We start from the raw sequence: 25,280 nt of genomic DNA on the forward strand, positions 1-25,280 counted from the left end.
AGGGCAATATTGTGCTACAAGAATATCGTAAACACGTAGAAGAACGTGCCGCGTTAGGTATCGTACCAGCGCCATTAGATGCTCAGCAAACGGCTGATCTTATTGAGCTAATTAAAACTCCACCGGCAGGTGAAGAAGAGTTCATTTTAGATTTATTAATCAACCGTGTACCACCAGGTGTTGATGATGCAGCATACATCAAAGCAGGATTTTTAGCGGCAGTTGCTAAAGGCGAAGCAGACTCTCCATTAGTATCTAAAGAAAAAGCAGCAGAATTATTAGGTACAATGTTAGGTGGTTACAATATCGCTCCGATGATTGAGCTACTTGATGACGAAGCGCTTGCACCGATCGCTGTAAAAGGTTTATCAAATACACTATTAATGTTTGATGCATTCTACGATGTAGAAGAAAAAGCTAAAGCGGGTAATGAGCACGCAAAAAAAATCATTCAATCTTGGGCTGATGCAGAATGGTTTATTAATAAGCCAGCGGTTGCTGAAAAAATCTCTGTTACAGTATTCAAAGTAACCGGTGAGACAAATACCGATGATTTATCACCTGCACCAGATGCATGGTCACGTCCTGATATTCCACTTCATGCTTTAGCAATGCTAAAAAATGAGCGTGATGGTATCAATCCTGAAAAGCCAGGTGAAGTTGGTCCAATTTCACAGTTAGAAGAACTAAAAACAAAAGGCTTACCACTTGCGTATGTAGGTGATGTTGTAGGTACAGGTTCTTCTCGTAAATCAGCGACTAACTCTGTGCTTTGGTTTATGGGTGAAGATATTCCATACGTACCTAATAAGCGCGTTGGTGGTGTATGTTTAGGTAACAAAATTGCGCCTATTTTCTTCAATACAATGGAAGACTCAGGTGCATTACCAATCGAATTAAATGTTGATGAATTCAACATGGGTGATCAAATTGATATTTACCCATACGAAGGTGTAGTTAAGCGCCACGGCACTGATGAAGTTATTTCTACTTTTGAACTTAAATCAGACGTTATTTTAGATGAAGTACGTGCTGGTGGCCGTATTCCTCTAATCATTGGCCGTGGTTTAACAGACAAAGCTCGTACCTCTTTAGGCTTAGGCGCTACTGACGTATTTAAAGTACCAGCAGTAACTGAAGTGTCTGATAAAGGCTTCACACTAGCTCAAAAAATGGTTGGTAAAGCATGTAACGTAGCAGGTATTCGCCCTGGCCAATACTGTGAGCCAAAAATGACCACTGTAGGTTCGCAAGATACTACAGGTCCTATGACACGTGATGAGCTTAAAGACTTAGCCTGTTTAGGTTTCTCTGCAGATTTAACAATGCAGTCATTCTGTCATACCTCTGCTTACCCTAAACCAATTGACGTAAACACACACCATACGCTTCCTGATTTCATAATGAACCGTGGCGGTGTTTCACTTCGCCCAGGTGACGGTGTAATTCACTCTTGGTTAAACCGTATGTTATTACCAGATACAGTAGGTACTGGTGGTGATTCACATACACGTTTCCCATTAGGTATTTCGTTCCCAGCGGGTTCAGGTGCAGTAGCGTTTGCAGCGGCTACAGGTGTTATGCCACTTGATATGCCTGAATCAATTTTGGTTCGCTTTAAAGGTGAAATGCAACCGGGTATCACTTTACGTGACCTAGTACACGCAATCCCTTACTACGGTATTAAGCAAGGCTTATTAACAGTAGAGAAAAAAGGTAAAATCAACGAATTCTCTGGTCGTATACTAGAAATTGAAGGTGTTGAGCACTTAACGGTTGAGCAAGCATTTGAATTATCAGATGCATCAGCAGAGCGATCAGCTGCAGGTTGTACTGTTAAGCTTTCTAAAGAGTCTATCAGCGAGTACCTTGAGTCTAACATTGTTATGCTTAAGTGGATGATCTCTGAAGGTTACGGCGATGTACGTACAATTGAACGTCGTATTAATGCAATGCAAGAGTGGTTAGCTAATCCAGAGCTTATGGAAGCAGACGCTGACGCAGAGTACAAGCACGTTGTAGAAATCGACTTAGCAGAAATTAAAGAGCCAATCCTTTGTGCTCCAAATGACCCAGACGATGCGCGTTTACTTTCTGATGTAACAGGCGAGAAAATCGATGAAGTATTCATCGGTTCTTGTATGACTAACATCGGTCACTTCCGTGCAGCAGGTAAGCTACTTGATGGCTTTACAGGCCGTATCCCAACGCAGCTTTGGGTAGCTCCACCAACTAAGATGGATAAAGACCAACTTACTGACGAAGGCTACTACGGTATCTTTGGTCGTGTTGGTGCGCGTATCGAAACGCCAGGGTGTTCACTGTGTATGGGTAACCAAGCACGTGTTGCAGATAAAGCAACAGTTGTTTCTACCTCAACACGTAACTTCCCTAACCGTTTAGGTACAGGTGCAAATGTATTCTTAGCATCAGCAGAACTTGCTGCAGTAGCGGCAATTTTAGGTAAACTACCAACACCTGCTGAGTACCAAGAATACGCAGAGAAAATCAATGCAACGGCTGCAGATACATACCGTTACTTGAATTTCCACCGTATGCCTCAGTACACTAAAAAAGCAGACAACGTAATTATTCAGCAAGCTGTATAATTTAAATCTGTTTTAAAAAACCCGCTTAGGCGGGTTTTTTATGCTTCCAACAAACTTTAATATTTTCAATAGTTAAAGCCTTAAAAATAGCAGGCTCGAAGAATAATCAATCAATAAGGTTGAAAATTAACAAAAAATGAACAATGATAACAATTGTTAATGATTGAGGGAGCAATCAATAAGCATTTTCTTGCTCCGTATTTAATAACTATCGGAGCACAAAATGGAAAATAAAAGTAACTGCCGATCAAAACTATTAGCGAGCTCACTAGGCGCATGCTTATTAGTAACAGGGTGTAGTTTTGATAAAGACGAGGAGAGCGATAAAACTGTTAACTTAGCTCCCTCTGTAACCATTTCTGGTGATGACAAAGTACAGGAAAAAGCTAGCTTTTCGCTTACTGCTAGCGCATCAGACCAAGATGGACATATAGTAAATTATTATTGGCAGCATGACTCTACTTTAAATCTCAGCGCACAAAACCCAAACTCAAATGAAGTAACTTACCTTTCTCCCGATATTACAGAAGATGTAACCGTAAACTTTACAGTAACAGCTGAAGATGATGACGGAGCCACAACGAGTGCTACTCAGCAAGTATTAATTAAACGTAACTCAACAGCAGTGACGCTCAATGGCTTAATCACTGACGATACAATTAGTTTTGCAAGTGTAGAAGTAACCATAGGTGATGAAGTTTATTCAGCTACAGCCGATGAAAATGGTGTTTACACGATAGTATTAGATGTTGATGAAGCTTTAGAGCAAACACTAGTAAAAGTTAAAGCTAAGGGACGAGATGACTTAAACCCTGGTGTTGAATTTATCTCTCAGCTTAGCTCTGTCAAGAAGTTGGCTACCCAGGCTGGTGATGATGGCATTTTAGACAGTGATGAGAACTTTGGCGTTAACACAACTAATGTGACAACAGCTGAGTATGCACTGATTGTCAGAAACGGTGATGAACCGACAAGTGAAGATGAGCTAGATAATGCACTTTTAAATGTTGATGCTGATGAAAAAGTACAACTTGCAAGCCTGATTAAAATTATTGTAGATAACCCTGATTATGAGCTACCAGAGGGTGTAGAGAGTACTCTTGACTTAGTCACCGATGAAGAAGCTGCAGATCAGTTTGAAGAGGATGTTAATGAGCAAGACCCCGACCTAATTGAGCAAACTAAAGCCGAAATTAAAGAAGACGAAGACCTAGTTACAGGTTCAAAAGAGATGCTTATAGGTGAGTATATAATCAATTCTCCGCGCTACTATGCAAACTCAGCCAGTCACTTAACTTTAAATGAAAACGGCACTGGTCAGTATCATGCAGTTACGGGTAGCTCACTAACATGGCAAGAAGTGAGTGGAAAAATAGTAGTAACCTTAGAGTCTCCTGTACTTATTAATAAATATGCCCAAATCGAAGACGATGTTGAAACTGTTTCTGAGGAGTATTTAAAATCATTTTCGCTACAGGTACTCGGTGAAAACGATGTTTTTAAAACAATAGATATTAAAAGTGATATTACGGTTTACGAAAACAGCGTTGAGGTACAAAACAAGCAAGAGACACAAACCACTAACCTTATTCTAAAAAGTAAAACCTTAAATTTGACCGTTGCAGATATCATTGGCGAGTGGGAAATGCAGCGCTCTGAAAGTCGCGACTTTACAAGCCACCTAGAAACTATTGCCTTTTATGAAGATGGTACAGGAGCGGTTTTAAGTGATAACTCAGCACCGTTTGAGTGGGAGCTGGCTAATAATAAATTACAAGTAACCTATGATGAAGACGGTAGCGTTGGTACAACTCATTTTTGGTTTACCAAAAATTTAAAAGCAGGCTATCAGCTAGTTTCATTAGATACTTCATCAGTAGAACCGGCAGACAGCCAATATGGCCTGATGATAAAAAGAGAAGCGGTGTCTTTATCAAATGATGACTTAGTTGGGCGCTGGCAGGGTTTTGTTGGTACGGCACAACTTTATGATATGAACGTATTTGCTGATGGCACAATAATGTTAGGTCTAGGGACGACGTTTTTCCAAGGGGTTCTTGAAGATGGCAATCTAATTAGACGCCGCTATGAGTATGAAGGTTACACCGTTAGCAGTTGTGAAGGGTTCAATGAAACCTGTTACTTAAGCGCAGAAGTAACCCATGACATCATTGCAGTAGAAGATAGCCATTATTACTTATTAAGAGAGTTTAAATGGTTCTCTCCAGAAGGGGACATGTACGACATTCAGAGAAGTTTACTTATTTACCAATTTAGTAAAGAGCTGAGCTATTCAGAGTTTACACCTAACTTATTACAAAGCAGTTTTAATCTTTATAAAAGTGCTGGTGAGCAAGTAATAGAAGATCGAATCAGAGTTAATTACGATGACGGCTCATTTACGATAACAATCGATGGCATAGAGTACGAAGCGCAGTTAAATGAAGGTGTAATCGAATATCAAAAAAATGCGCAAACATGGCTATTTGAAATTGTTAGTGGTGATGGTGAAACATACACTATTTGTAATTACCAACAAGGTAGTAGCTGTACACAGAGCGATAAAACAGTCTATCAATCTAAAAACCCACGAGTCACTTTAACAGCTCTATCTAATGAATTTGGTCAACTACAGCCAGCAGTGCAAGAGGTGCCTTTTGCTCAGCTGGTTGGTTTTAATATAGTGCCAAATGAAGGTTATGAAGTTGATTCAATAGAGGGCTGCGAAGGTTATATTGAGGGCGAATATTATATTGCCTTTAGTGGACACAGAGACTGTGAGATTAATGCAACATTTGTGGAAAAACCAAAAACACTATCAGGGCAGTTTTTAATTAATAATCCCGATTATTTTACCTCTAACTCTTTCAAATTAGAGCTTAACGAAAATGAAGAGGGCACTTTTACTGGCAATAACCAAGTTGCGATCACTTGGTATAAATATTTTGACGAAATTAGAGCTTATTTTTCTGATGAGTATGTATTAAATGAAAGTGTGGCGTATGAAGTTGAAAATGGCACTCAAGTAGAAGTTAGACGTAAAGATGTAATGACCAGTATTGTACTAAAGGAACGTTTCGATTTAGGTAACGACTGGTACCAAATGACGCAAAGTGTAAGTAAGTTTCGTAACGAGGAACTAGTTTCAGAGTGGCACAGTGATAGCCATGTTAAGTTATTTGATTCAGTAGCACCTCAAATTGATTTAACCTCAAGCGATTTGGTTGGTCGTTGGTCGTTAGATATCCCATCTGAAGATACCGTTAAGGAATTACTGCTAAATGATGATGGCACGGGCAGTGTTGTCGATACGCTTGATGAAGCGCAGATAGAGGACTTTACTTGGCATCAAACATCAGTGGGGCTTCAAATTACGACCTCTGAAGGCGTTGAAGATATTTATGTTACTAAGAATATAGGCCTTGGTTATCAAGTAATAATGCAAAGCCAGTATGAAGATCAAAAACAAGTAAGTGTTGCTGTTATGATAAGGTTAGAAGAGCAAGCAATTACCCCGAGTAACTTTGCTGGGCGTCACTTATTTAAAGAAGGCCATGGCTTAGAGAACATCTGGGATGAGATACAAATATATGACGATGGTCAGGTGTTCTTCACTTATTCTACAAGTTCCATTCAAGGTGAGTTTAAAGAGGGAAGCTTTAGCCGCAGCAGAAAATATGATCAACTAACAGACACATACGGCTCCGATTGTGATTTGACTTTAGAGACGTGTTTTAATGACTATACAATGGATTATAGGCTTATTAATCGCAATGATGACTACCAAGTAGTTGAGCGTGTATCTAGAGCTTTTGATACAAATACGGGAGAAGAAAGTTTTTCTTACGCATCACTTTACTTTGAAAACTATATTGAAAATACAAGTACTGATAAGTTTCATGAGCATGAAATCCCTTTTGAAATTTACGAGCACAGTGGTGAGAGCTTCGTAAAATGGGGAGTTTACTATGTGGATGGGTACGAGCTTTGGAAAAATGATATTAAAGCTGCATCACTTGAATTGGTCGAAGGTAAGTTTACCTACGAGCAAAACGGTCAAAGCAAGGTGATTGAGTTTATTTCAAATGATCGCGATGAGATAGTGCTTTGTGAGTATTTACAAGGTACTGCATGTCAAAATCAAGAAAAGATGACCTTTACGATTTTTGAGCCAAGGTATGATGTTACAGTCTATTCAGATGGTAATGGTGTGGTAAATAACGGGGTTGAAAACTACACAAGTTTTCATGGCGATACATTAACCTTTAATATTTTTGCAAATGCAGGGTATAAACTTGAGTCTATAAGTGGGTGTGATGGCGTGTTAGAAGAAAATATTTACACGGTTCATTATTTATCACAAAGCTGCGATATTAATATTGCATTTGAACTTTTAGAATGATGGGCTTCCCTAGGCCCGCGTTATAATCATCAGCGATGATTGAGTTTAATAAATTGGCTACACTGTGTAGCCAATTTTTTGAATTAAATTTTCAATAAAGTATAAATTAAGATCTTAAAATTTAACTTTTTATCTTTTATACCTCAATTTATGCTCAGAAAATCCCCTGTATATGCATTAAAATCTCTTTTAATATTCTCATTATTTTAGGCGAGATTTTATGACTGCATTAAACAACCAGAATTTACTGCAACTTCGTTTTATTAACCAAGCAAATATTGATTTAGTTAAGCCTTCTTTTGATAACCTACCTGCTAATCCTTATGCAGATGGTGAATTTCGTAAGCGTCGTTACTCGGTAATTAAGTTTCAAAATGGTGAGCTAAAACTTCAAGCTACCAAGGCGTTTGTTCAAGACGATTCAATTAATACTTTTCAAGGTAATGTTGAGCGTACTTATGAAAACTTAGAGCAAAGCTTACTTGAGTCTCAAGGTATGAAAAGCATTGTAAGTGAGTTTTGTGAGCTTACCGGTATTGATGAAGACCGCGATATTGAAATTCACCAATTTAGAATGCTAGCCATTGATAGTGATACGCCTGCGGCACCTGAAGGTGTTCATCAAGATGGCTTTGACCATGTATGTGTATGTGGTGTTTCTCACGAAAACCTTGAGGGCGGCGAACTGCTAGTATACGAAAACAAGCAAGCTGAACCATGTTTCAAGATGGAAATCAAAGACGGTATGTTTGCATTAATAAACGACCGTCAAGTTTGGCACAACGCCACACCAATGAATAAAGTCGATACTAGCAAGCCAGGTTACTTGGATTGCTTTGTACTTACATCTTAAGGAGTGGGTATGAACATAGCGCAATTACGTGAGCAGTTTCCTGCACTAACACAAACCGTTGATGGTAAATCGCCGGTATTTTTAGATGGCCCAGGTGGCTCTCAAGTGCCGCAGTCAGTGCTTAATGCAATGACTGCTTATTTAGGGCACTACAACTCCAACCTAGGTGGTGCGTTTTTTTCAAGTGATAAAACCGTAGAGCTAATGGCAAATTCGCGCCAAGCAGCAGCCGACTTACTGAACGCGCCAAGTGCACAAAATATTGTTTTTGGCCCAAATATGACCAGTCTGACCTTTAGCTTTAGCCGTGCTATTTCGCGCGATTGGCAAGCGGGTGATGAAATCATTGTGACTAACGCTGATCACTTCTCAAACGTATCATCTTGGCAGCAAGCCGCAGAAGATAAAGGCGTTAAAGTTAATACGGCTTTAATTAAAGAGTCTGATTGCAGCTTAGATATGGCGCAATTTGAAAGCTTGCTTAACAGCAACACTAAACTGGTTGCTGTTACGTATGCTTCAAACACCACTGGTTCTATAAACGATATAAAACGAATTGTAGAGCTAGCTCATACTGTAGGCGCTCTTGTTTATGTTGATGCCGTACATTATGCACCGCATGAGCTGGTTGACGTGCAAGCACTTGATTGCGACTTTTTAGCCTGCTCTGCATATAAGTTTTTTGGCCCACATTTAGGTATGGTTTATGGTAAACAGCAGCACCTTGAAGGGTTTACTCCTTATAAAGTAGAACCTGCTAAAGATGTAGCACCAGGTCGATGGGAAACAGGCACGCAAAGCTTCGAGGCCTTAGCTGGTTTTGTTGCCGCTGTTGATTACATTGCTGCAATTAGTGAGCTTGATGACAGTCACACTCGACGCGAAAAATTAAGCGTGGCTTTTACTAAGACCAAGCAGCATGAAATGGCGCTTAGTGAGTACTTTTTAACACGTTTAGTTAATTACCCGCGTATTAAGCTATTTGGCATTGATGATCTTGAGCGCTTAAACGAGCGTACGCCAACGTTTGCTCTAACCTTTGAAGGACTTGAACCTCGTGAGGTGTCTGAATTTTTAGGCAAACAGCACATTTGTGTGTGGGATGGTAACTTTTATGCTCAAGGTTTATGTGAGCAATTAGGCGTACTTGATAAGGGCGGTGTAGTGCGTATTGGTTGTATGCATTACAACACTACCGAAGAGCTAGATACGTTATTTGATTTGTTTGATGAGTTACTAGGTTAAAGTCATACCCATTCAGCACTTTAAAAGCCATAAGTAAAAAACTTATGGCTTTTTTATTGGCTGATTATTCAGGAGTTAGCCCTTAGGTGTACCGTATATTTGTTCAGCTCGGTTAAATAGCACCCATGAGGTTAATATATATTTATCGTTTGATACCGGCTTATTACCTCGATGGGTATGCGTAAAGTAGCCTGGGGCTATCACCATGGTGCCTTTTTGAGGCGCTATTTTACGTTTTTGATAGTAAAACTCTGTTTCGCCACCTTCCTCTACATCGTTTAAATAAAACATAAATAATAATACACGGTGCAGTGCTTCATTGTGTTGTAACTGTGGGTATACTTCACTATGCCAGTAAGGGTAGCCACCTTTATTTACTTCGTACTTTTGCGCCTGAATGTTCCCAAGTCTAAATATTTGCTGCACCAACACAGAGAGCTGTGGCTTGCCTACTTCATCAAAATTATCCTGCGTTAAATCCACCACATCACCTGTTTTTGGGTGGTAAACCTTTAAGCCAAATGCGCCAATTAACATAAAAAAGTGCGCTTCCACATAGTTAAAAACATGCTGTGCAGTGGTTTGCTGAATATGCTTTAATTGTTGGGCGTATTCTGGGTAACTGTTTAACTGTAGGTCGTGGCTGTCTTTCTTTTTTAAGTCCACACCACCGGAGGTTACTCCTTGTTTTACATACGGGCTGTTAGAAAATGTGGTAATAAAGTTATCGCAAAATTCATCGCTTAACGCGTTATCAATAACGTGGATAAAGTCCGTCATGATTTACCTTTTTATTTAGTTATTATTTGGATTTTTATGTTTATTGAAAAAGTGATGCCGCGCTTTAGCGAAACAGATGCACTCGGACACATCAACAATACCGTACTACCAGTATGGTTTGAAGCCGCACGTGTCCCTATTTTTAAATTTTTTACTCCCGATCTAAACCCACACGACTGGAAACTGATCATCGCTAAAATAGAAGCATCGTTTGTAGGGGAGTTATTTTATGGCCACGAAGTCACTGTCAAAACCTCTGTAGAGCATATAGGAAATAGCTCTTTTACCATTAAGCAAGAGGCGTGGCAGCAAGGTAAATGCTGTGTTGTGGGTAAAACGGTATTAGTGCGTTATAACTTTAAAAACAAAGCTAAGCAAAATTTAAGTGAGGCAGAAGTCGTAGCACTTAACGAGCACCTAATTTAACTAGGTGTATGTACTCCACGCAACGAGGAGCGGTTATGTAAACCACAAGCGACAGCTGTAAATTTTTATAGCTGTTTTTTTAACGTAATTTGATTGAGTTACGCTCCTCACTTATATACTATTTATATTATATATTGTTGCACCGCTATAACAGGTACTGTTGAGCAGGTAGTTTATGGAGAATGAATGTGGCATCTACAACTGGCAATAAACCGTTAGAGGTGATAACGCTTAGCGATGGTAAAAGCTTAACTGCAGAAATATTGCCATTTGGCGCTACTATCAAAAGCATAAAGTTTAATAACCAAGAGATGACGCTCGCAGTGAGCGACCCACAGTATTATTTAGAAAACCCATTTTATTTAGGTGCAACAGTCGGGCGTTACGCAAATCGTATTGAAAACGCACATTTTGTATTATCAGGCACAGAGTACCAACTTAAAGCAAATAATGGCCCAAATAGCTTACACGGCGGTGAAAAAGGCTTTAATAAAGTACTGTGGCAAGTCACTAAACAAAACAGTAATAAAGTGGAGCTTTATTATTGCGCGGCAGATGGTGAAGAAGGCTTTCCTGGCCAATTACACGTTTGGCAAACTATAACCGCTTGCAACGGTGAGCTTATACTTTCTTATAAAGCCAAAACCGATAAAGAAACCCTCGTTAACTTTACCAACCACTGCTATTTTAATCTTGAAGGCAGTGAGAGCATTAACGATCATGTGCTGCAAATAAACACCGCAAACTATTTACCTATAGATAGCAACAGTATACCGCTTGCTCATCATGAAGATGGCGCGGGCAGTTGTTTTGATTTTACTAACCCTAAGCGCGTTGGCGATGCACTTTACCAGCAGCATGCGCAGCTTGATGCTGGCAATGGGTTTGATCACTGCTATATTTTTAATGATAACAGCAGCTTAAAAACAATGGCTACATTAACCTCGCCACACACGGGTGTTAATTTAACTCTAAAAAGTACCCAGCCAGGCATGCAGTTATACACCGCAAACTTTGTAGGGGCGCCTTTTAAAGCACGTCAAGCACTGTGCTTAGAAGCGCAAAATTGGCCTAATGCTGCAAACAGAACCGACTTTCCAAAAGCTAATTTATTACCCGGTGAAGAATACAACCAGCAAATAATTTTTGCTTTTTCGCAATAACATACTAATTTCGCTGTTAAATTAAAGAAAACAAAAAGAAAATTATAAGTAACAAAAAGATAGCCATAATTAAGGAAAAGGTTGCACTTTTGCTCAATTTAAAGTATTTATATTATAAATAGTATTTGAAGCTATACACACCATACAACGACAAAATGACTACACACAATCAGGAGTTTTTAAAAAATGATAATTAACAATAAGTTATCGTTCAACAAGAAAACCGCGCTCAGTATTGCTATTACAGGTATATTGGCAAGCGGCCATGTTGCAGCTCAAGGCGCTGAAGGTGACACACCGACAGTAGATAAAGATGTTGAGGTTATCGCAGTAACGGGTATTCGCAGCAGCTTACGTTCATCAATGTTAGATAAAAAAGCTTCTAACGTTGTAACCGATGGGATTAAAGCAGAAGATCTTGGTAAATTTCCTGATTTAAACGTAGCAGAATCTTTGCAACGTATAACAGGTGTAGCCATTGACCGTAGTGGCGGTGAAGGGCAGGCAGTAACAATTCGTGGTTTTGGCCCACAATTTAATACCGTACTTGTAAATGGTCGTCAAATTGCGACAGACAGCGCAGGGCGTGAATTTAATTTTGATGTTCTAGCAGCAGATCAAATCACTGGTGCTGACATTTATAAAAGTAATAGTGCAACACTTCAAGAAGGCGGCATTGGTGGTACGGTTAACGTAACCACGGCTCGTCCTTTTGACTTTGGTGGTTTACATGTGATCGGTTCAGTTAAAGGTATGTACGAAAGCCTTTCTGAAGAAGTATCGCCATCGGCTTCATTTTTAGTAAGTAATACCTTTAATGATGACAAGCTCGGTGTGCTTTTTGCTATTACTAATCAGCAACGAAAACTGCAAAATAACCAAATTTTAACGGCTGGTTGGCGCGGTGGCCAAACAATTTCTAACCCTCAAGACGGCGTACTGTATGACAATGCATACATTCCGCGTAACTGGGACCAAGTTGTTGATGAGCAAGATCGTGAGCGTACCAATGCAAGCTTAGTACTACAATATGCGCCGTCTGACGATATCACTATTACTGTAGATGGTTTAATTTCAAAATTTGAGGTTGATTCGACGGTACGTGATTTAGCTTCTTGGTTTGAACCAGACCGCGTAGGTAGCGCAACAATCGACCCAGAAACAGGCACCTTACTTACCTTTACGCAAGAAGTAGGCTTAGGTAACGCCAGTGGCAACCCTGCAACCGACTTTGTATCACACACACGTAACTCGCGTGATGTAACTAACAAAGCTTATGGTGTTAACGTTGACTGGCAGGTCAATGAGTCATTAAAAGCAAAACTTGACGTATCTCGCTCAACAGCTGAAAACGACCGTGCTGGTAATGACCGCTTTAACGTAGTGGGTATTATTAACAGCTACAGCTTTGATGGCACCGGTAGCGTTCCTACCGTACAGCATGATGGCTTTGAAAATGGCTCACTGCCAGATGCAAACCTTGCGCGCCTACATTATAACGAAATTGGTAATCAGTTTACTGATGAAGATGAAATCACCGAGATTAAAGCCGATTTTGAATACGTGCCAGACAAAGGACCAGTGGATCGCATTAACTTTGGTGCGTATCGCCAAGAGCGTGAAAAATCAAGCTTCCAAATTTTTGGTAGCCAATGTCAATTTTGTGGTTACGGTACTGAAGCACCACTTGATGCAATTGATTTTGAAGCTTACTCAGCAAGTAACTACTTCCCAGGTTTAATCGATACATTTTATAGCTACGATGGCGACAAAATGCTTGATTACCTAGCTGCCCAAGGTTTCCCTGTAGAGCCAACATTACAAAATAACCGTTACACAATTAACGAAGATATCACTAGCCTGTACATGGACTTTACCATTGGTTTTGACCTAGCTGATATGCCAGTTACGGTTAACATGGGTGCACGTTACTCAGAAACAGATATCGAAGTAGCTGCAGTACAAAGCTTTATCAGTGATGTTATTCCTACCTCTGATGCAACCTTATTCCAAAACGTATTTGGTCCAGCAACAGATATTAAAGAAGGCACAAGTTACTCAAACTTACTTCCATCATTTAACGTTAAGCTTGAACTGCAAGACAACATGATTTTACGCTTTGCAGCGTACGACAGTATTACGCGTCCTACCATGTCTCAGCTCTCTCCTGCGACAACGTTTAACGAGCCGCGTCGTCAAAACCTAACAGCAAGTGGTGGTAACCCTGCTCTTAAGCCGTTCCAGTCTGAAAACTGGGATATCTCTTACGAGTGGTACTACAACGACGCTAACTTATTTAGCTTTGCCGTATTTAGTAAAGAAGTGGATGATTTCATTGTTACTTTAACAGGCGAAGAAACATACGACATGACCGACCGTACAGGTCCTGACTTTGCGTGTACAACCTGTACTGACCAAACCGATGCTGAGCTTAATGGTAGTTCAGAAATTTACACTGTGAGCCGCCCGCAAAATGGTGAGTCTGCAACGGTAACAGGTTACGAGATTGGTGTAACTCACATGTTTGAAAATGGCTTTGGCTTTATTGCTAATGCCACAGTAGTAGATAGCGACATTAGCGTAGGTTCTGATACTTCACAAACATTTGCACTTGAAGGCTTAGGTGATTCGCAAAACTTAGTATTGTTTTACGAGCAAGATCACTGGCAAGCACGTATTGCATTTAATAACCGCGAAGGCTTTTTACGTTTAGTTGATAACGGCTTTAATGGCGAGCCTGTGAACGTAGAAACTTACGGTCAATGGGATATCAGTGCAAGCTACGACATCAACGAAAACTTCACTATTTTTGCAGAAGGCATCAATATTACTGAAGAAGAGTTAGTGCAAACGGGCCGTTTTGCAAATCAAATCTACTCTGTAGAAGATAATGGCTCACGTTACGCGTTTGGTATTCGCGGCACGTTTTAATTGATAACAGAGGCAAACACTGCCTCTTAGTTTTCATTGCAGTGCATTATAACGACTGTTATTAATATACTCAGTCGCTATTTTGTACAACATGAGACTAATTTAAACAAATGCCCGAAAGGGCATTTGTTGTCTCACTGGTTATCAATAAAATACTCAAAGAGTAGTCCGTTATGAATAAAGCAGTAAAAACAATCGCCGTTATTGGCGGTGGCACAGCAGGCTGGTTGAGCGCTGCAATTATTGCCTCGTATCACCGAGGTAATAAGGGTGATGGCTTAAACGTGATGTTGGTAGAATCATCTGATATTCCAACAATTGGTGTAGGCGAGGGGACGTGGCCCACCATGAAAAACACGCTTCAGCAAATTGGTTTGCGTGAAGTCGATGTATTTAGAGCTTGTAATGCGACCTTTAAACAAGGCGGTAAATTTGTAAACTGGACACATGGCACCAACGATTTTTACTACCACCCCTTTACAGTGCCGCTAGGTTACGGCCGTATAGATTTAGCCCCTTATTTAGATAATGTTGAAAACTTTGCTCAGCAAGCTAACTTTCAACATGATATATGCGAAGCCAGTCTTGCTCCACGTGGTATTTCGCAAGGTGAATACCAAGCTAACTGTAATTATGCTTATCACTTAGATGCTGGTGCCTTTGCCGAGTTATTGAAACAGCATTGCAAGAGCAAGCTAGGTGTTGAGCATGTTATTGGTACTGTCGAGCATACCAAGCTTGATGAAAATGGTGCAATAGACACCCTTACCTTAAAAGATCAAACTCGTACCATAAACGCCGATTTATACATAGACTGCACAGGTTTTTCATCGCTGTTATTAGGCCAAGCCCTTGGCGTGCCATTTAAAAAAATGGATCACGTTTTATTTAACGACAGCGCCCTAGCGATGCAAGTCCCCTACGAAGACGGCGATGAATCGCTTGCCAGCCATACGATTGCCACCGCACAAAATGCCGGATGGATTTGGGATATTGGCTTAACACATCGCCGAGGTGTGGGGCATGTGTATTCAAGTAAATTTTTATCCGATGAAGAAGCAGAGCAAAACCTACGCAATTATTTAGGCGATGCTGCTAAAGATTTAACCGCCCGAAAAATAAGTTTTGAGTCAGGTTACAGAGAAAAGTTTTGGCACAAAAACTGTGTTGCAGTGGGGATGTCGGCAGGGTTTGTAGAGCCCCTTGAAGCAACCGCCATTATGTTGGTTGAGATTTCGTCTCGCTTTGTAGCAGAGCACATGCCAGCCGATACCCAAGTAATGCCCATTGTCGCTAAGCGTTTTAATGAGCAAATGGATTACCGCTGGCAGCGTATTATCGACTTTTTAAAGCTGCACTATATGCTTACTAAACGGCCTGAACCATATTGGCAAGCGCATGTGCAGCCTGAATCTATTCCACAAAGTTTACAAGAAGACTTATTACTTTGGGAGACTCGTGGCCCACTTATCCAAGATTTTCATGGTGCATTAGAGCTATTTCCTGCCGCCAGTTACCAGTATGTTTTATACGGTATGGGCTTTAAGCCCGATTTTTCTAAGCAAGCGTACTTGTATTCACACAATACACACGCTAACCAAATTATTGAACGTAACAGCCAGCTTACACAGCAGATGTTGCAAAACTTGCCGCCTCACCGCGCTTACATCGAGCAGTGGCTTGCGGCTAACCCAGTTTAAGGATGTGTAACTATGGCAATAAGTGAACTATCTAATACCCAACACCAAGCAATAAAAATTAACCCTAATGCGGGTGTTGAGTACGCAAAAACACAGCACTTAGTTAATTTACGAGCAAACGAAGTGGCAAAAGCAGCCTGCGATTTACCTATTTTTTTAGCGCGTAATGCGCATAACGGCAGCTACACCATTTCGGGCTTAACTAGCTTTAGTGCAGGGCAAAGTTTATTTGCTGATAACAATCAATGGCAAGCCTTGTATACGCCTGTATGTATACAAACCCAGCCACTCTATTTGCTCACTCGCGAAGCAAATAGCAGTGATTACTTTATTGCGATTGATGAGCAAAGCCCGGCTGTTAATACCCAGCAAGGCGAGTCGCTATTTGATGCCAAAGGCAACCCAAGCCTGTATTTAAGTGCGCAGCAAAAATTACTCGAAAGCGATTTAAAAAATGATTACCAAACGTATCAATTTACTCAAGAAATTGCCCGATTAGGGCTTATAAAAAACATAGATATTGTTTTGCAGTTTGAGCAAGGCGAGGCGCAAACTATTCAAGGTTTGAGCACCGTTGATGAAGACAAATTGCAAGCTTTAGACAGCGATACCATTGCTAATTTACACAAACAAGGTTACCTGAGTGTGCTTAACAGTATGCTTATTTCGTTGTTTCAGTTAAATGCGTTAGTAAAGCGTCATAACCTGCATCCTGAACTTATGCCTTTAAAGCAAATTAAGTTAGAACTAAGTCGAGATGCACACGCACTGTAAAGTGCAATTTATTATTTAGCCCACAAAGGCTAATACGTTCACATAGACAGACATTGCGTTTAACGCGCTGGAGACACACATGTCAGACAACATTTTGCAGTTGGTGGTTTTCTTCTTTGTAACCGCTTTAATTGGTGGACTTACATATTGGAAGTGCCGAGGCCAAAATCGTAATAGTGGTGATAATCAAACAAAAGAGTATTTTTTAGCGGGCGGTGGCCTTACTTGGATGTTTGTTGCAGGCTCAATTACGCTCACAAATTTGAGTACCGACCAGCTGGTGGGCATGAATGGCAATCAAATGGCCTTGCTTGTATGGTGGGAATTAGCAGCTATTTTAGGGCTTATTATTTTAGCCAAAGTCTTTATTCCGGTGTATTACAAATACAACTGTACTACCACGACAGAGCTGTTAGAAAAGCGCTATCAAAATAAGCATATTCGTGCAGTTATAGGCGGTTTATTCTTTTTAGGTAATGCGCTTATTTATATGCCTGCGGTAATTTACTCTGGTGCGTTATTTATGCAAACCATGTTCAAGGTCGATATTCCACTAATGTATATAGCGACTGCATTTGCTTTGGTAGGTGCAATTTATGCCTTTTTTGGTGGTTTACGCGCGGTTGCGGTATCAGATACTTATAACGGCTTACTTGTACTTGGCATGGCAATACTGGTGGTATTTTTAGCGCTCAACGCGATTGATTACGACTTTAGCGGTATTCCACAAGAGCGCTTAACGCTAATTGGCGATGCTGACTCGCCAATCCCTTGGCCTACGCTTTTAACCGGCATGATCTTTATTCAAATGTATTATTGGGGTACTAACCAAACTATTACTCAGCGCGCAATGGCCGCGCCTAATGTAAAAGAAGCACAAAAAGGGATATTTGCAGCAGCGGGTATTCGCTTTTTAATTGTACCGGCGATTGTAGTGCTACCTGGTATTATTTCGTACAAACTGTATGGCGACATTGGTGATGCAGCTTATGGCCGAATTGTAGGTGATGTAATGCCTGCCTGGTTAACGGGTGTGTTTGCCGCAGCAATGGCGGCGGCAGTGCTTTCTACTTATAACAGCTTATTAAACTCGGCGACGGCATTGTATGTGTGTGATATTCACGAGGCTTATTTTAATAAAGAGCCAAGTGTAGTTAAGCTAAGCGGTTACGTGACCTTGTTACTTACTAGCTTAACCTTGGTGCTTGTGCCAATTTATCAGCAAGCCGACAGCATTATTAACTTACTACAACAGTTAAACGGCTTATTAAGTATGCCTATATTCTCAATTTTTGTAGTGGGCTTATTGTTTAAAAATGTGGATGCGCGTGCAGGTATTGCTGCGGTAATTTTAGGTGTGGTTATGTATGGTATGCTGACATTTAAAAACTCGCCGCTTCACACTGAGCTGCACTATATTCACTTAATGCCGATTACACTTATAGTATGTGTGGCATTTGCGTTAATCGTTAATAAGGTGGTGTTCGGGTTAAATGCACAATGGTCGGGCAAATCGCCAGCCATTGAAGAAACGCCGCAGGTACACGCACCTAAATAACAAATTATAAAAAAGCTAAGCTTTTTTATAAAACCGTTAAAACTTAATAAAATCGGCCTAGGGTGACTTAGGCCGGTTTTTATTTATCTTGTCGTTTTTAGTGGAGCAGAGTTATCTCTATTTAATTGAGCTTAAGCAGCACAACATACAGGTTTTAAATACTATTATTCATAACGATATTAGCTCTTTGGTTTAAACCATAGAGTAATTACTGGTATAGCCAGTAATATAATTGACGAAATTGTAAGGCAAACACTATCTAAAAGTAATTTGTATGATATATACTATTATTTTAAACTCACTGGCTGCAATTTAACGCAGTAAGCTGCGAGTAAACACACATAATCTACTCGCGTATTAAACTCATCTTCATAAAGAGGACAGGAGAATCATGGCTGATATTAAACCATTCTTTCGATTAGACAGCGCAAACAGCACCGTTATTTTCGACTGCCAGAGCAAAACACCAGCGCTACTCTATTTCGGTAAGCGCTTGTCTGAGCAAACAACTGAAACTATGCTAACTCAGCTTGCGACTCGTCAGGAAGTAAAGTGTGCCGTGGTTGAAGAAGCACCTATTTCTCTTTCTCCGTTGCTTGGTGAAGGTTTTACTGGCGCACCTGGGTTAGAATTAAGCAACGACACAATTGCTTGGTCAGTTGGGCCAAAGCTTCAAGAAGTTCGCCAGCCTTGTGCGTCAACCCTTGAGTTTGTAAGCGTAGATGAGCTTCGCGGTATTGAAGTTGTGCATAGCATCACACTTGATAATGCTACAGACGTACTTAGTGCACACACTGTTTTAACTAATTTAAGTGACTCACCTCTTAGTGTTAACTTTTGTGCTGCACCAACATTCCAATTACCCGATAGCATGAACAAGTTAGTAAGCTTTGAAGGGCGTTGGTCAAACGAATTTCAGCGCCAGTCGGTTGATTTAGTATTAGGCAGCTTTGTACGCGAAAACCGCAAAGGTAAAACCTCGCACGATGTATTCCCTGGTTTGTTAGTTCACAGCGAAGGCGCAGGCGAGCAGCAAGGCGAGTGTTATGGCTTTCATTTAGGTTGGAGCGGTAACAACAAATTACGTGCCGAGCTACTACCAGAAGGGCGCCGTTATGTACAAATGGGTGAGTTATTATTACCAGGTGAGCTAACCCTTGCTGAAGGTCAAACGTACCAAAGCCCAAGTATTTATGGTTCATTTTCAAGTAATGGCTTTAGCGCATTATCACGCAATTTCCACCGTTTTGTAAAAGTAAACCTGTTAACTCGGGCACAGCGTGAGAAAACACGCCCAGTGCATTACAACACATGGGAAGGTATTTACTTTGACCATGATGTAGACACATTAAAACAGTTAGCCGACAAAGTGGCGCCTTTAGGTATTGAGCGCTTTGTACTTGATGATGGCTGGTTTAAAGGCCGCCGTGGTGATTACGCAGGCCTTGGTGATTGGACGGTAGATTACGAGATTTACCCAGATGGTTTATCGCCAGTGATCGACCATGTAAATAGCTTAGGTATGGAGTTTGGTATTTGGTTTGAACCAGAAATGGTAAACCCAGATAGCGATTTATACCGCGCTCACCCTGATTGGGTTTTAGGCTCAGAAAATAACGAACAACTAAGCTTTAGAAACCAGCTTGTGCTTGATTTAACACGTACCGAAGTGGTTGAGTATCTTTACAAAGCAGTTGACGATATTTTAGTAGAGTACCCAACTATTAAGTACATCAAATGGGATATGAACCGCGATATAAACCACGCTGGTAATTTCTCAGGTAAGCCGGCGGTACATCAACAAACATTAGCACTGTATCGTTTAATTGACCGTATTAAAGCGGCGCATCCTGGCCTTGAAATAGAAAGCTGTTCATCAGGCGGTGCTCGTGTTGATTACGGTGTGCTTGCGCACACAGACCGTGTATGGACGTCAGATTCTAACGATGCGTTAGATCGTCTTGAAATTCAACGAGGATGCTCATTTTTCTTCCCTTCATCAGTGATGGGTGCACACGTAGGCCCGCGTGATTGTCATATTACTGGTCGTAATGTAAGTATTGAAATGCGTGCAGCGGTATCAATGTTTGGCCACATGGGTATTGAAATGGACCCACGTGAGCTGACTGATCATGAGTATGAAGCACTTAAAGCAGCTATTGCACTGCACAAAGAACACCGTGAATTTATTCATGCTGCTGATTTATACCGCTTAGATAGCGACGGCTTATCAATTAACTTTGGCTTAGTTGATGAACAAAAATCAAAAGCGTTATTTGCATACAATAGTGTACGTGAAACACCGCGCACTGCACCTAATAAGCTTCGTTTTGTAGGATTAGATGCAGATGCACAGTACACGCTTAATTTAGTGTGGCCTGTTAAATTTGAAGAGTACCGCCCTTCATCAATTGCGGCTGTAAACGGTCAAACCTTTAGTGGTGAAGCGTTAATGGAATTTGGCCTGCAAATGCCTATTTCATTCCCGCAAACATCGCTGATCTTTGAGCTTAACAAAGCTTAAAATATAGCAAGCAGTAAAAAGGGAGCTAAGTAGCTCCCTTTTTTAATGGTGTTTTTTAAAGCGATTAATCGAGTTTAGACTCAATAAGTTCAAGCGCTTCTTCTAAAATAGTTTCCACCGCTTTTTTGGCGCGCTCTGGGTTGCGAGATTTTATCGTATTTAAAATATCAGCATGTTTTGCAACATCAGCCCCTGGTACGCCTTTTATATGGTTTGTATAACGAATACTCACGCGCAGCGCGGTGCTTATAAATTCAGTGAGCTGTACAAAAAAGCGGTTATTACTGGCCACTAAAATACTAGTATGAAACGCAATATCGGCTTCAAGTGGATCGTCTAAGCCTTGATCTGCATCGGCCATTCGGGCAAGTGCGCTGTCTATTTCAGCAAGTTGCTCTGCACTGGCATGTTCTGCCGCAAGGGCAGCGGCTTGAGGTTCTAGCGCGACACGTACCTGGGTAAACTCTTTTAATAAAGAAAGTGAGGGCTTGCTGCTCAAAATCCAGCGCAGTACATCGGTGTCGAACATATTCCAGCTGCTTTCTGGCAATACGCGAATGCCTTGCTTAGGGCGAGAAGATATTAACCCCTTTGCAGAAAGCATTTTTACCGCCTCTCGTGTTGCACTGCGGCTCACATCGTATTTTACGCACAAGTCTGCTTCTGAAGGCAAACCTTCATTAACAGGGTATACGCCACGCACAATCGCAAAGCCTAAATCATGAGTTAATTGTTGAGTTAAATTTTGACGAGGTTGGCTTTTCATTGAGCGTTATCCGAATGAGTGATTGCTTTATTATATATCATATATCATATTAATGTACGAAAGGATATGTTATAAACTTTGTTAAAAGCAAGCATTTTAACACAACTGTAACAGCAATCCTCTTTGACACAGCATTAAAAATAATGAGAGGCAATTTGTACTATGGAGAAACGCATTTGAATCAACACGCTTACTTCCCCAGCATTTCTGGCAAAGTTGTTTTTATTACCGGCGGTGCATCAGGCATTGGCCGTGCTATGGTCAAAGCATTTGCAGCTCAAAATGCCAAAATTGCCTTTATAGATATTAATAATGAGGCTGCACAATCTCTTATCGCCTCGCTGCCTAACGCTAAATTGTGGTTTAGACAGGTTGATGTTACCGACTCAACAGCTTTACAACAATCATTAGTTGATGCATGTGCAGAGCTTGGTGCCATTAATGTGTTAGTAAACAATGTAGCCAACGACCGTCGTCAAGCCAGTGAAGATGTGACGGTACAAGATTGGGATCAGTGTTTGCAAATTAACTTAAATCCAGCGTTTTTTGCCTCCCAAGTGGCTATGTCTTACATGAAAAGCGAAGGTGCTGGGAGTATTATTAATTTTAGCTCTATTAATGCCATTATGGGGCAGCCACAAATGGCGGGCTACGTAACAGCAAAAGCCGGTTTAATCGGGATGACAAAAGCACTGGCTCGTGATTATGGTGAGTTTGGCATAAGAGTTAATGCTATTTTACCTGGCTGGGTTGCCACCGAGCGCCAATTAGCTAGCTGGTTTACCGAAGAAGAGCAGGTGAAGTGGATGCAGGCTATGGCACTTAAAAAGTTAGTAACCCCTGAGGATGTTGCTAACTTGGCCCTTTTTTTAGCTGCCGACGAAAGCAGTATGATCACCGGTCAAGGCATTAAAATTGACGGTGGGAGGCTCTAAATTGCAGTACTCAAACCTTTATATTGCTGTAGATTGGGGAACAAGTCATCTACGTGCTTATTTATGCAGTACAAATGGCAATGGTGAGTTGTCATTAGTTGCACAGCGCGATGGTCCAGGGGTTATCAGAGACAAGCAAAACTTTGAGCATACGTTGATTGGCGTGGTTGCACCATGGACTAGTGAGTATGGGGTGTTACCCATTTATATGGCAGGTCAAATTACCTCAAGTATTGGTTGGAAAGAAACTCCATATTTAGCGTGCCCTATAAACCCAGAGCAGCTACTTGGTGGCGCAGTTAATTTTGATTGCGCGGGTAACAAAGTGAGTGCTTTACCTGGCACAAAATGCACCTTACAAAATAATTTATTTGATGTAATGCGTGGCGAAGAGCTGCAAATTTTAGGTTTTTTAAAGCACCAGCCAGCCTACCAGCACGGCACTGTGCTCATTTGTTTGCCCGGCACCCATACTAAATGGGTGCTGCTAAAAGAAGGTCAAATTATTTGTTTTAAAACAGCAATGACCGGTGAACTATACGACTTGCTTTGCCATCAAAGTGTCCTTATTCCTAATGACTGTGAAGCAGGGGAGTTTGACTGGTATGCATTTGAACAAGGTTGTGAGCTTACTTTAGGCAGTGATAGCGGCAATTTAGCGCATGGCATTTTTAGTGTGCGTACTCGCCAGCTTTCAAAAGAGCTCACGCCAGTGCAAGCAAAGGCGTATTTATCGGGCGTGTTAATTGGTAGTGATGTACGCGCTGCACGCCATGCTAGCGAATGGCAATTGGTGAATAATTCTAAAGTAGTGGTTATTGGCACAGAACAACTAAATAAGTGCTTTACCCATGCGTTAAATTGCATTGGTGTGCAATGTTTAGAGTTTGGTGTGAAAGAGGCTACGTTAAGTGGTTTTAACTATTTATTTAATAGTAATAAAACCAAGCAAAAATAAAAAAGCCCCCAATATTGAGTGTGCAATTATTGGGGGCTAGTTCTTAAATAAAGTAAGGGTTAAATTGGCTGCAAGCTGCTGTTAGGCCGTTTTAGCAGCTTTACTTTGCTCGATATAGTGATTAAGTGTTGCTACTTGCGCGTCATTAAAGCGAAGACCCAACTTACTTCTGCGCCATAAAATGTTATAGGCATCGCCAGCCCACTCTTCATTAAGCAAGTAATCTACTTCAGCAGCAAATAAGCCATGGCCAAAGTCTTGGCCTAAATCACTTAACTGAGTTGCACTACCTAAAATCAGCTTTGCACGAGTGCCGTAAGTGCGTACAAAACGTTTGAGAGTAATTTCTGGTAACCAACTGTACGCTGCTTTTAGTTCACTAGTGAGTGACTCTACTGAGCTAAAATCGCCACCTGGAAGGGGGCTATACTTAGTCCAAGCCTCACTCATTTGTGGATAAAACTCTTTAAGTTTGCTAACTGCAGCTTCAGCGAGTTTGCGGTAGGTAGTAATTTTACCCCCAAACACACTCAGTAATGGCGCATGTTTACCTTCGCTAGTAAGCTCTAGCTTGTAATCACGCGTAACTTTTTGCGCATTAACTGATTCGTCATCCAATAGCGGGCGTACACCCGAGAAGGTATGTACTATGTCTTCGCGCTTAATGTGGTTTTTAAAGTAGCTGTTAGTAATATCAATTAAGTAATCGATTTCTTCATCACTAATTTTAACATCTTGCGCTGCACCTTTGTGCTCAACATCGGTGGTGCCTACTAGCGAGTAGTCATCCTCAAAAGGGATAACAAACACAATGCGTTGGTCTTTATTTTGTAAAATATAAGCCTGTTTTTCATCGTGAATACGTGGCACCACTATATGACTGCCTTTAACAAGGCGGATATTTTGTGGTGATTTTTCAATGAGCGCTTCGTCAAATAGTTTTGCAACCCATGGGCCTGCAGCATTAACAATCCCTTTGGCTTTGATAGTATGTTGCGTCTTGCTTTGCTGTTGCTCAAGCGTTACCTGCCATTGGTTATCAATGCGCTTTGCACTGACACACTTGGTTTGCGTTGCAATGGTTGCACCTTTATCTTTAGCGGCTAGGGCATTTAAAATAACTAATCGTGAGTCATCAACCCAGCCATCTGAGTATTCAAAGCCTTTGGTAATAGAAGGTTCTAATACGCTATTTTCACCAAATTTAATGCTACGCGAGCCTGCGAGTGTTTCGCGCTTTGCTAGGTTATCGTACATAAACAGGCCAATGCGGATCATCCAAGCAGGGCGAAGATGTGATTGGTGCGGTAGTCTAAAGGTCAGCGGCCACATAATATGCGGGGCGTTTTTAAGTAGTACCTCGCGCTCTGCTAGTGCCTCTTTTACAAGCCTAAATTCGTAATGCTCAAGGTAGCGTAAACCGCCGTGGATCAGCTTAGAACTATTTGAAGACGTTGCACTGGCAAGGTCCGATTGTTCACACAATAAAACTTTTAAACCTCTGCCTGCTGCATCAGCTGCTATTCCAGTGCCGTTAACACCGCCACCGACGACGAGTAAGTCGTATTCGTTATCTGCTAATTCCACTGAGCTAACCTTTTTATTTGTAATATAAATAAGACATATAGCATCATAAAGCGCTGACTCCTATTTGAC

General features: G+C 41.0%; 16 protein-coding genes. 13 read left to right on the top strand and 3 right to left on the bottom strand.

What is annotated here, in order from left to right:
• The first annotated feature begins 11 nt into the window (after positions 1-11).
• From acnB to AABI99_RS01710, 4 genes are all read left to right on the top strand, one after another.
• The gene (acnB, locus tag AABI99_RS01695; RefSeq protein WP_338362912.1) at positions 12-2,609 is read left to right on the top strand and encodes a bifunctional aconitate hydratase 2/2-methylisocitrate dehydratase; all 2,598 of its coding nucleotides are present in this window, start codon (positions 12-14) and stop codon (positions 2,607-2,609) included.
• Positions 2,610-2,832: 223 nt separating this feature from the next.
• On the top strand, positions 2,833-7,011 hold the full coding sequence (locus tag AABI99_RS01700; protein WP_338362913.1) for a hypothetical protein: 4,179 nt from the start codon (positions 2,833-2,835) through the stop codon (positions 7,009-7,011).
• Positions 7,012-7,231: 220 nt separating this feature from the next.
• Positions 7,232-7,864: a 2OG-Fe dioxygenase family protein gene (locus tag AABI99_RS01705; protein WP_338362914.1), complete on the top strand. Its 633-nt coding sequence runs from the start codon at positions 7,232-7,234 to the stop codon at positions 7,862-7,864.
• A 9-nt stretch (positions 7,865-7,873) separates the two neighbouring features.
• Complete coding sequence (locus AABI99_RS01710; protein ID WP_338362915.1) at positions 7,874-9,109, top strand: cysteine desulfurase-like protein; 1,236 nt, start codon at positions 7,874-7,876, stop codon at positions 9,107-9,109.
• A gap of 75 nt (positions 9,110-9,184) precedes the next feature.
• Here the strand turns inward: AABI99_RS01710 and AABI99_RS01715 are convergent, their stop codons facing one another.
• Positions 9,185-9,889, bottom strand: a complete 705-nt coding sequence (locus tag AABI99_RS01715; RefSeq protein ID WP_338362916.1) for a 2OG-Fe(II) oxygenase — start codon at positions 9,887-9,889, stop codon at positions 9,185-9,187.
• Between the two features lie 36 nt (positions 9,890-9,925).
• Between AABI99_RS01715 and AABI99_RS01720 the strand changes: the two genes are divergently transcribed.
• From AABI99_RS01720 to AABI99_RS01750, 7 genes are all read left to right on the top strand, one after another.
• Positions 9,926-10,315 (top strand): thioesterase family protein, encoded by a 390-nt coding sequence (locus AABI99_RS01720; RefSeq protein WP_138541508.1) that lies wholly within the window; start codon positions 9,926-9,928, stop codon positions 10,313-10,315.
• A gap of 182 nt (positions 10,316-10,497) precedes the next feature.
• Positions 10,498-11,478 (top strand): aldose epimerase family protein, encoded by a 981-nt coding sequence (locus AABI99_RS01725; RefSeq protein ID WP_338362920.1) that lies wholly within the window; start codon positions 10,498-10,500, stop codon positions 11,476-11,478.
• Positions 11,479-11,664: 186 nt separating this feature from the next.
• Complete coding sequence (locus AABI99_RS01730; protein ID WP_338362922.1) at positions 11,665-14,409, top strand: TonB-dependent receptor; 2,745 nt, start codon at positions 11,665-11,667, stop codon at positions 14,407-14,409.
• Between the two features lie 173 nt (positions 14,410-14,582).
• Positions 14,583-16,109 carry a tryptophan halogenase family protein gene (locus AABI99_RS01735; RefSeq protein ID WP_338362923.1) on the top strand — a complete coding sequence of 509 codons (1,527 nt, stop codon included), beginning with the start codon at positions 14,583-14,585 and terminating at the stop codon, positions 16,107-16,109.
• A gap of 12 nt (positions 16,110-16,121) precedes the next feature.
• Positions 16,122-16,883 (top strand): SapC family protein, encoded by a 762-nt coding sequence (locus AABI99_RS01740; RefSeq protein ID WP_338362924.1) that lies wholly within the window; start codon positions 16,122-16,124, stop codon positions 16,881-16,883.
• Positions 16,884-16,962: 79 nt separating this feature from the next.
• Positions 16,963-18,441, top strand: coding sequence for an SLC5 family protein (locus tag AABI99_RS01745; RefSeq protein ID WP_338362925.1), 1,479 nt, complete (start codon positions 16,963-16,965; stop codon positions 18,439-18,441).
• Positions 18,442-18,832: 391 nt separating this feature from the next.
• Positions 18,833-20,965 carry an alpha-galactosidase gene (locus AABI99_RS01750; RefSeq protein WP_338362926.1) on the top strand — a complete coding sequence of 711 codons (2,133 nt, stop codon included), beginning with the start codon at positions 18,833-18,835 and terminating at the stop codon, positions 20,963-20,965.
• A gap of 64 nt (positions 20,966-21,029) precedes the next feature.
• On the opposite strand, the gene AABI99_RS01755 is transcribed toward AABI99_RS01750, so the two are convergent.
• Positions 21,030-21,731, bottom strand: coding sequence for a FadR/GntR family transcriptional regulator (locus AABI99_RS01755; RefSeq protein WP_338362928.1), 702 nt, complete (start codon positions 21,729-21,731; stop codon positions 21,030-21,032).
• Positions 21,732-21,907: 176 nt separating this feature from the next.
• Here AABI99_RS01755 and AABI99_RS01760 point away from each other — a divergent pair, with 176 nt between their 5' ends.
• A complete protein-coding gene (locus AABI99_RS01760; RefSeq protein WP_338362929.1) occupies positions 21,908-22,666 on the top strand; it encodes an SDR family NAD(P)-dependent oxidoreductase in 759 nt (252 codons plus the stop codon).
• A 1-nt stretch (position 22,667) separates the two neighbouring features.
• Complete coding sequence (locus AABI99_RS01765; protein WP_338362930.1) at positions 22,668-23,624, top strand: 2-dehydro-3-deoxygalactonokinase; 957 nt, start codon at positions 22,668-22,670, stop codon at positions 23,622-23,624.
• 81 nt (positions 23,625-23,705) lie between these two features.
• Here the strand turns inward: AABI99_RS01765 and glpD are convergent, their stop codons facing one another.
• Complete coding sequence (glpD, locus tag AABI99_RS01770) at positions 23,706-25,211, bottom strand: glycerol-3-phosphate dehydrogenase (protein ID WP_338362931.1); 1,506 nt, start codon at positions 25,209-25,211, stop codon at positions 23,706-23,708.
• Positions 25,212-25,280: the final 69 nt, after the last annotated feature.

It is taken from the genome of uncultured Pseudoalteromonas sp. (assembly GCF_963922945.1).
GTDB lineage: Bacteria > Pseudomonadota > Gammaproteobacteria > Enterobacterales > Alteromonadaceae > Pseudoalteromonas.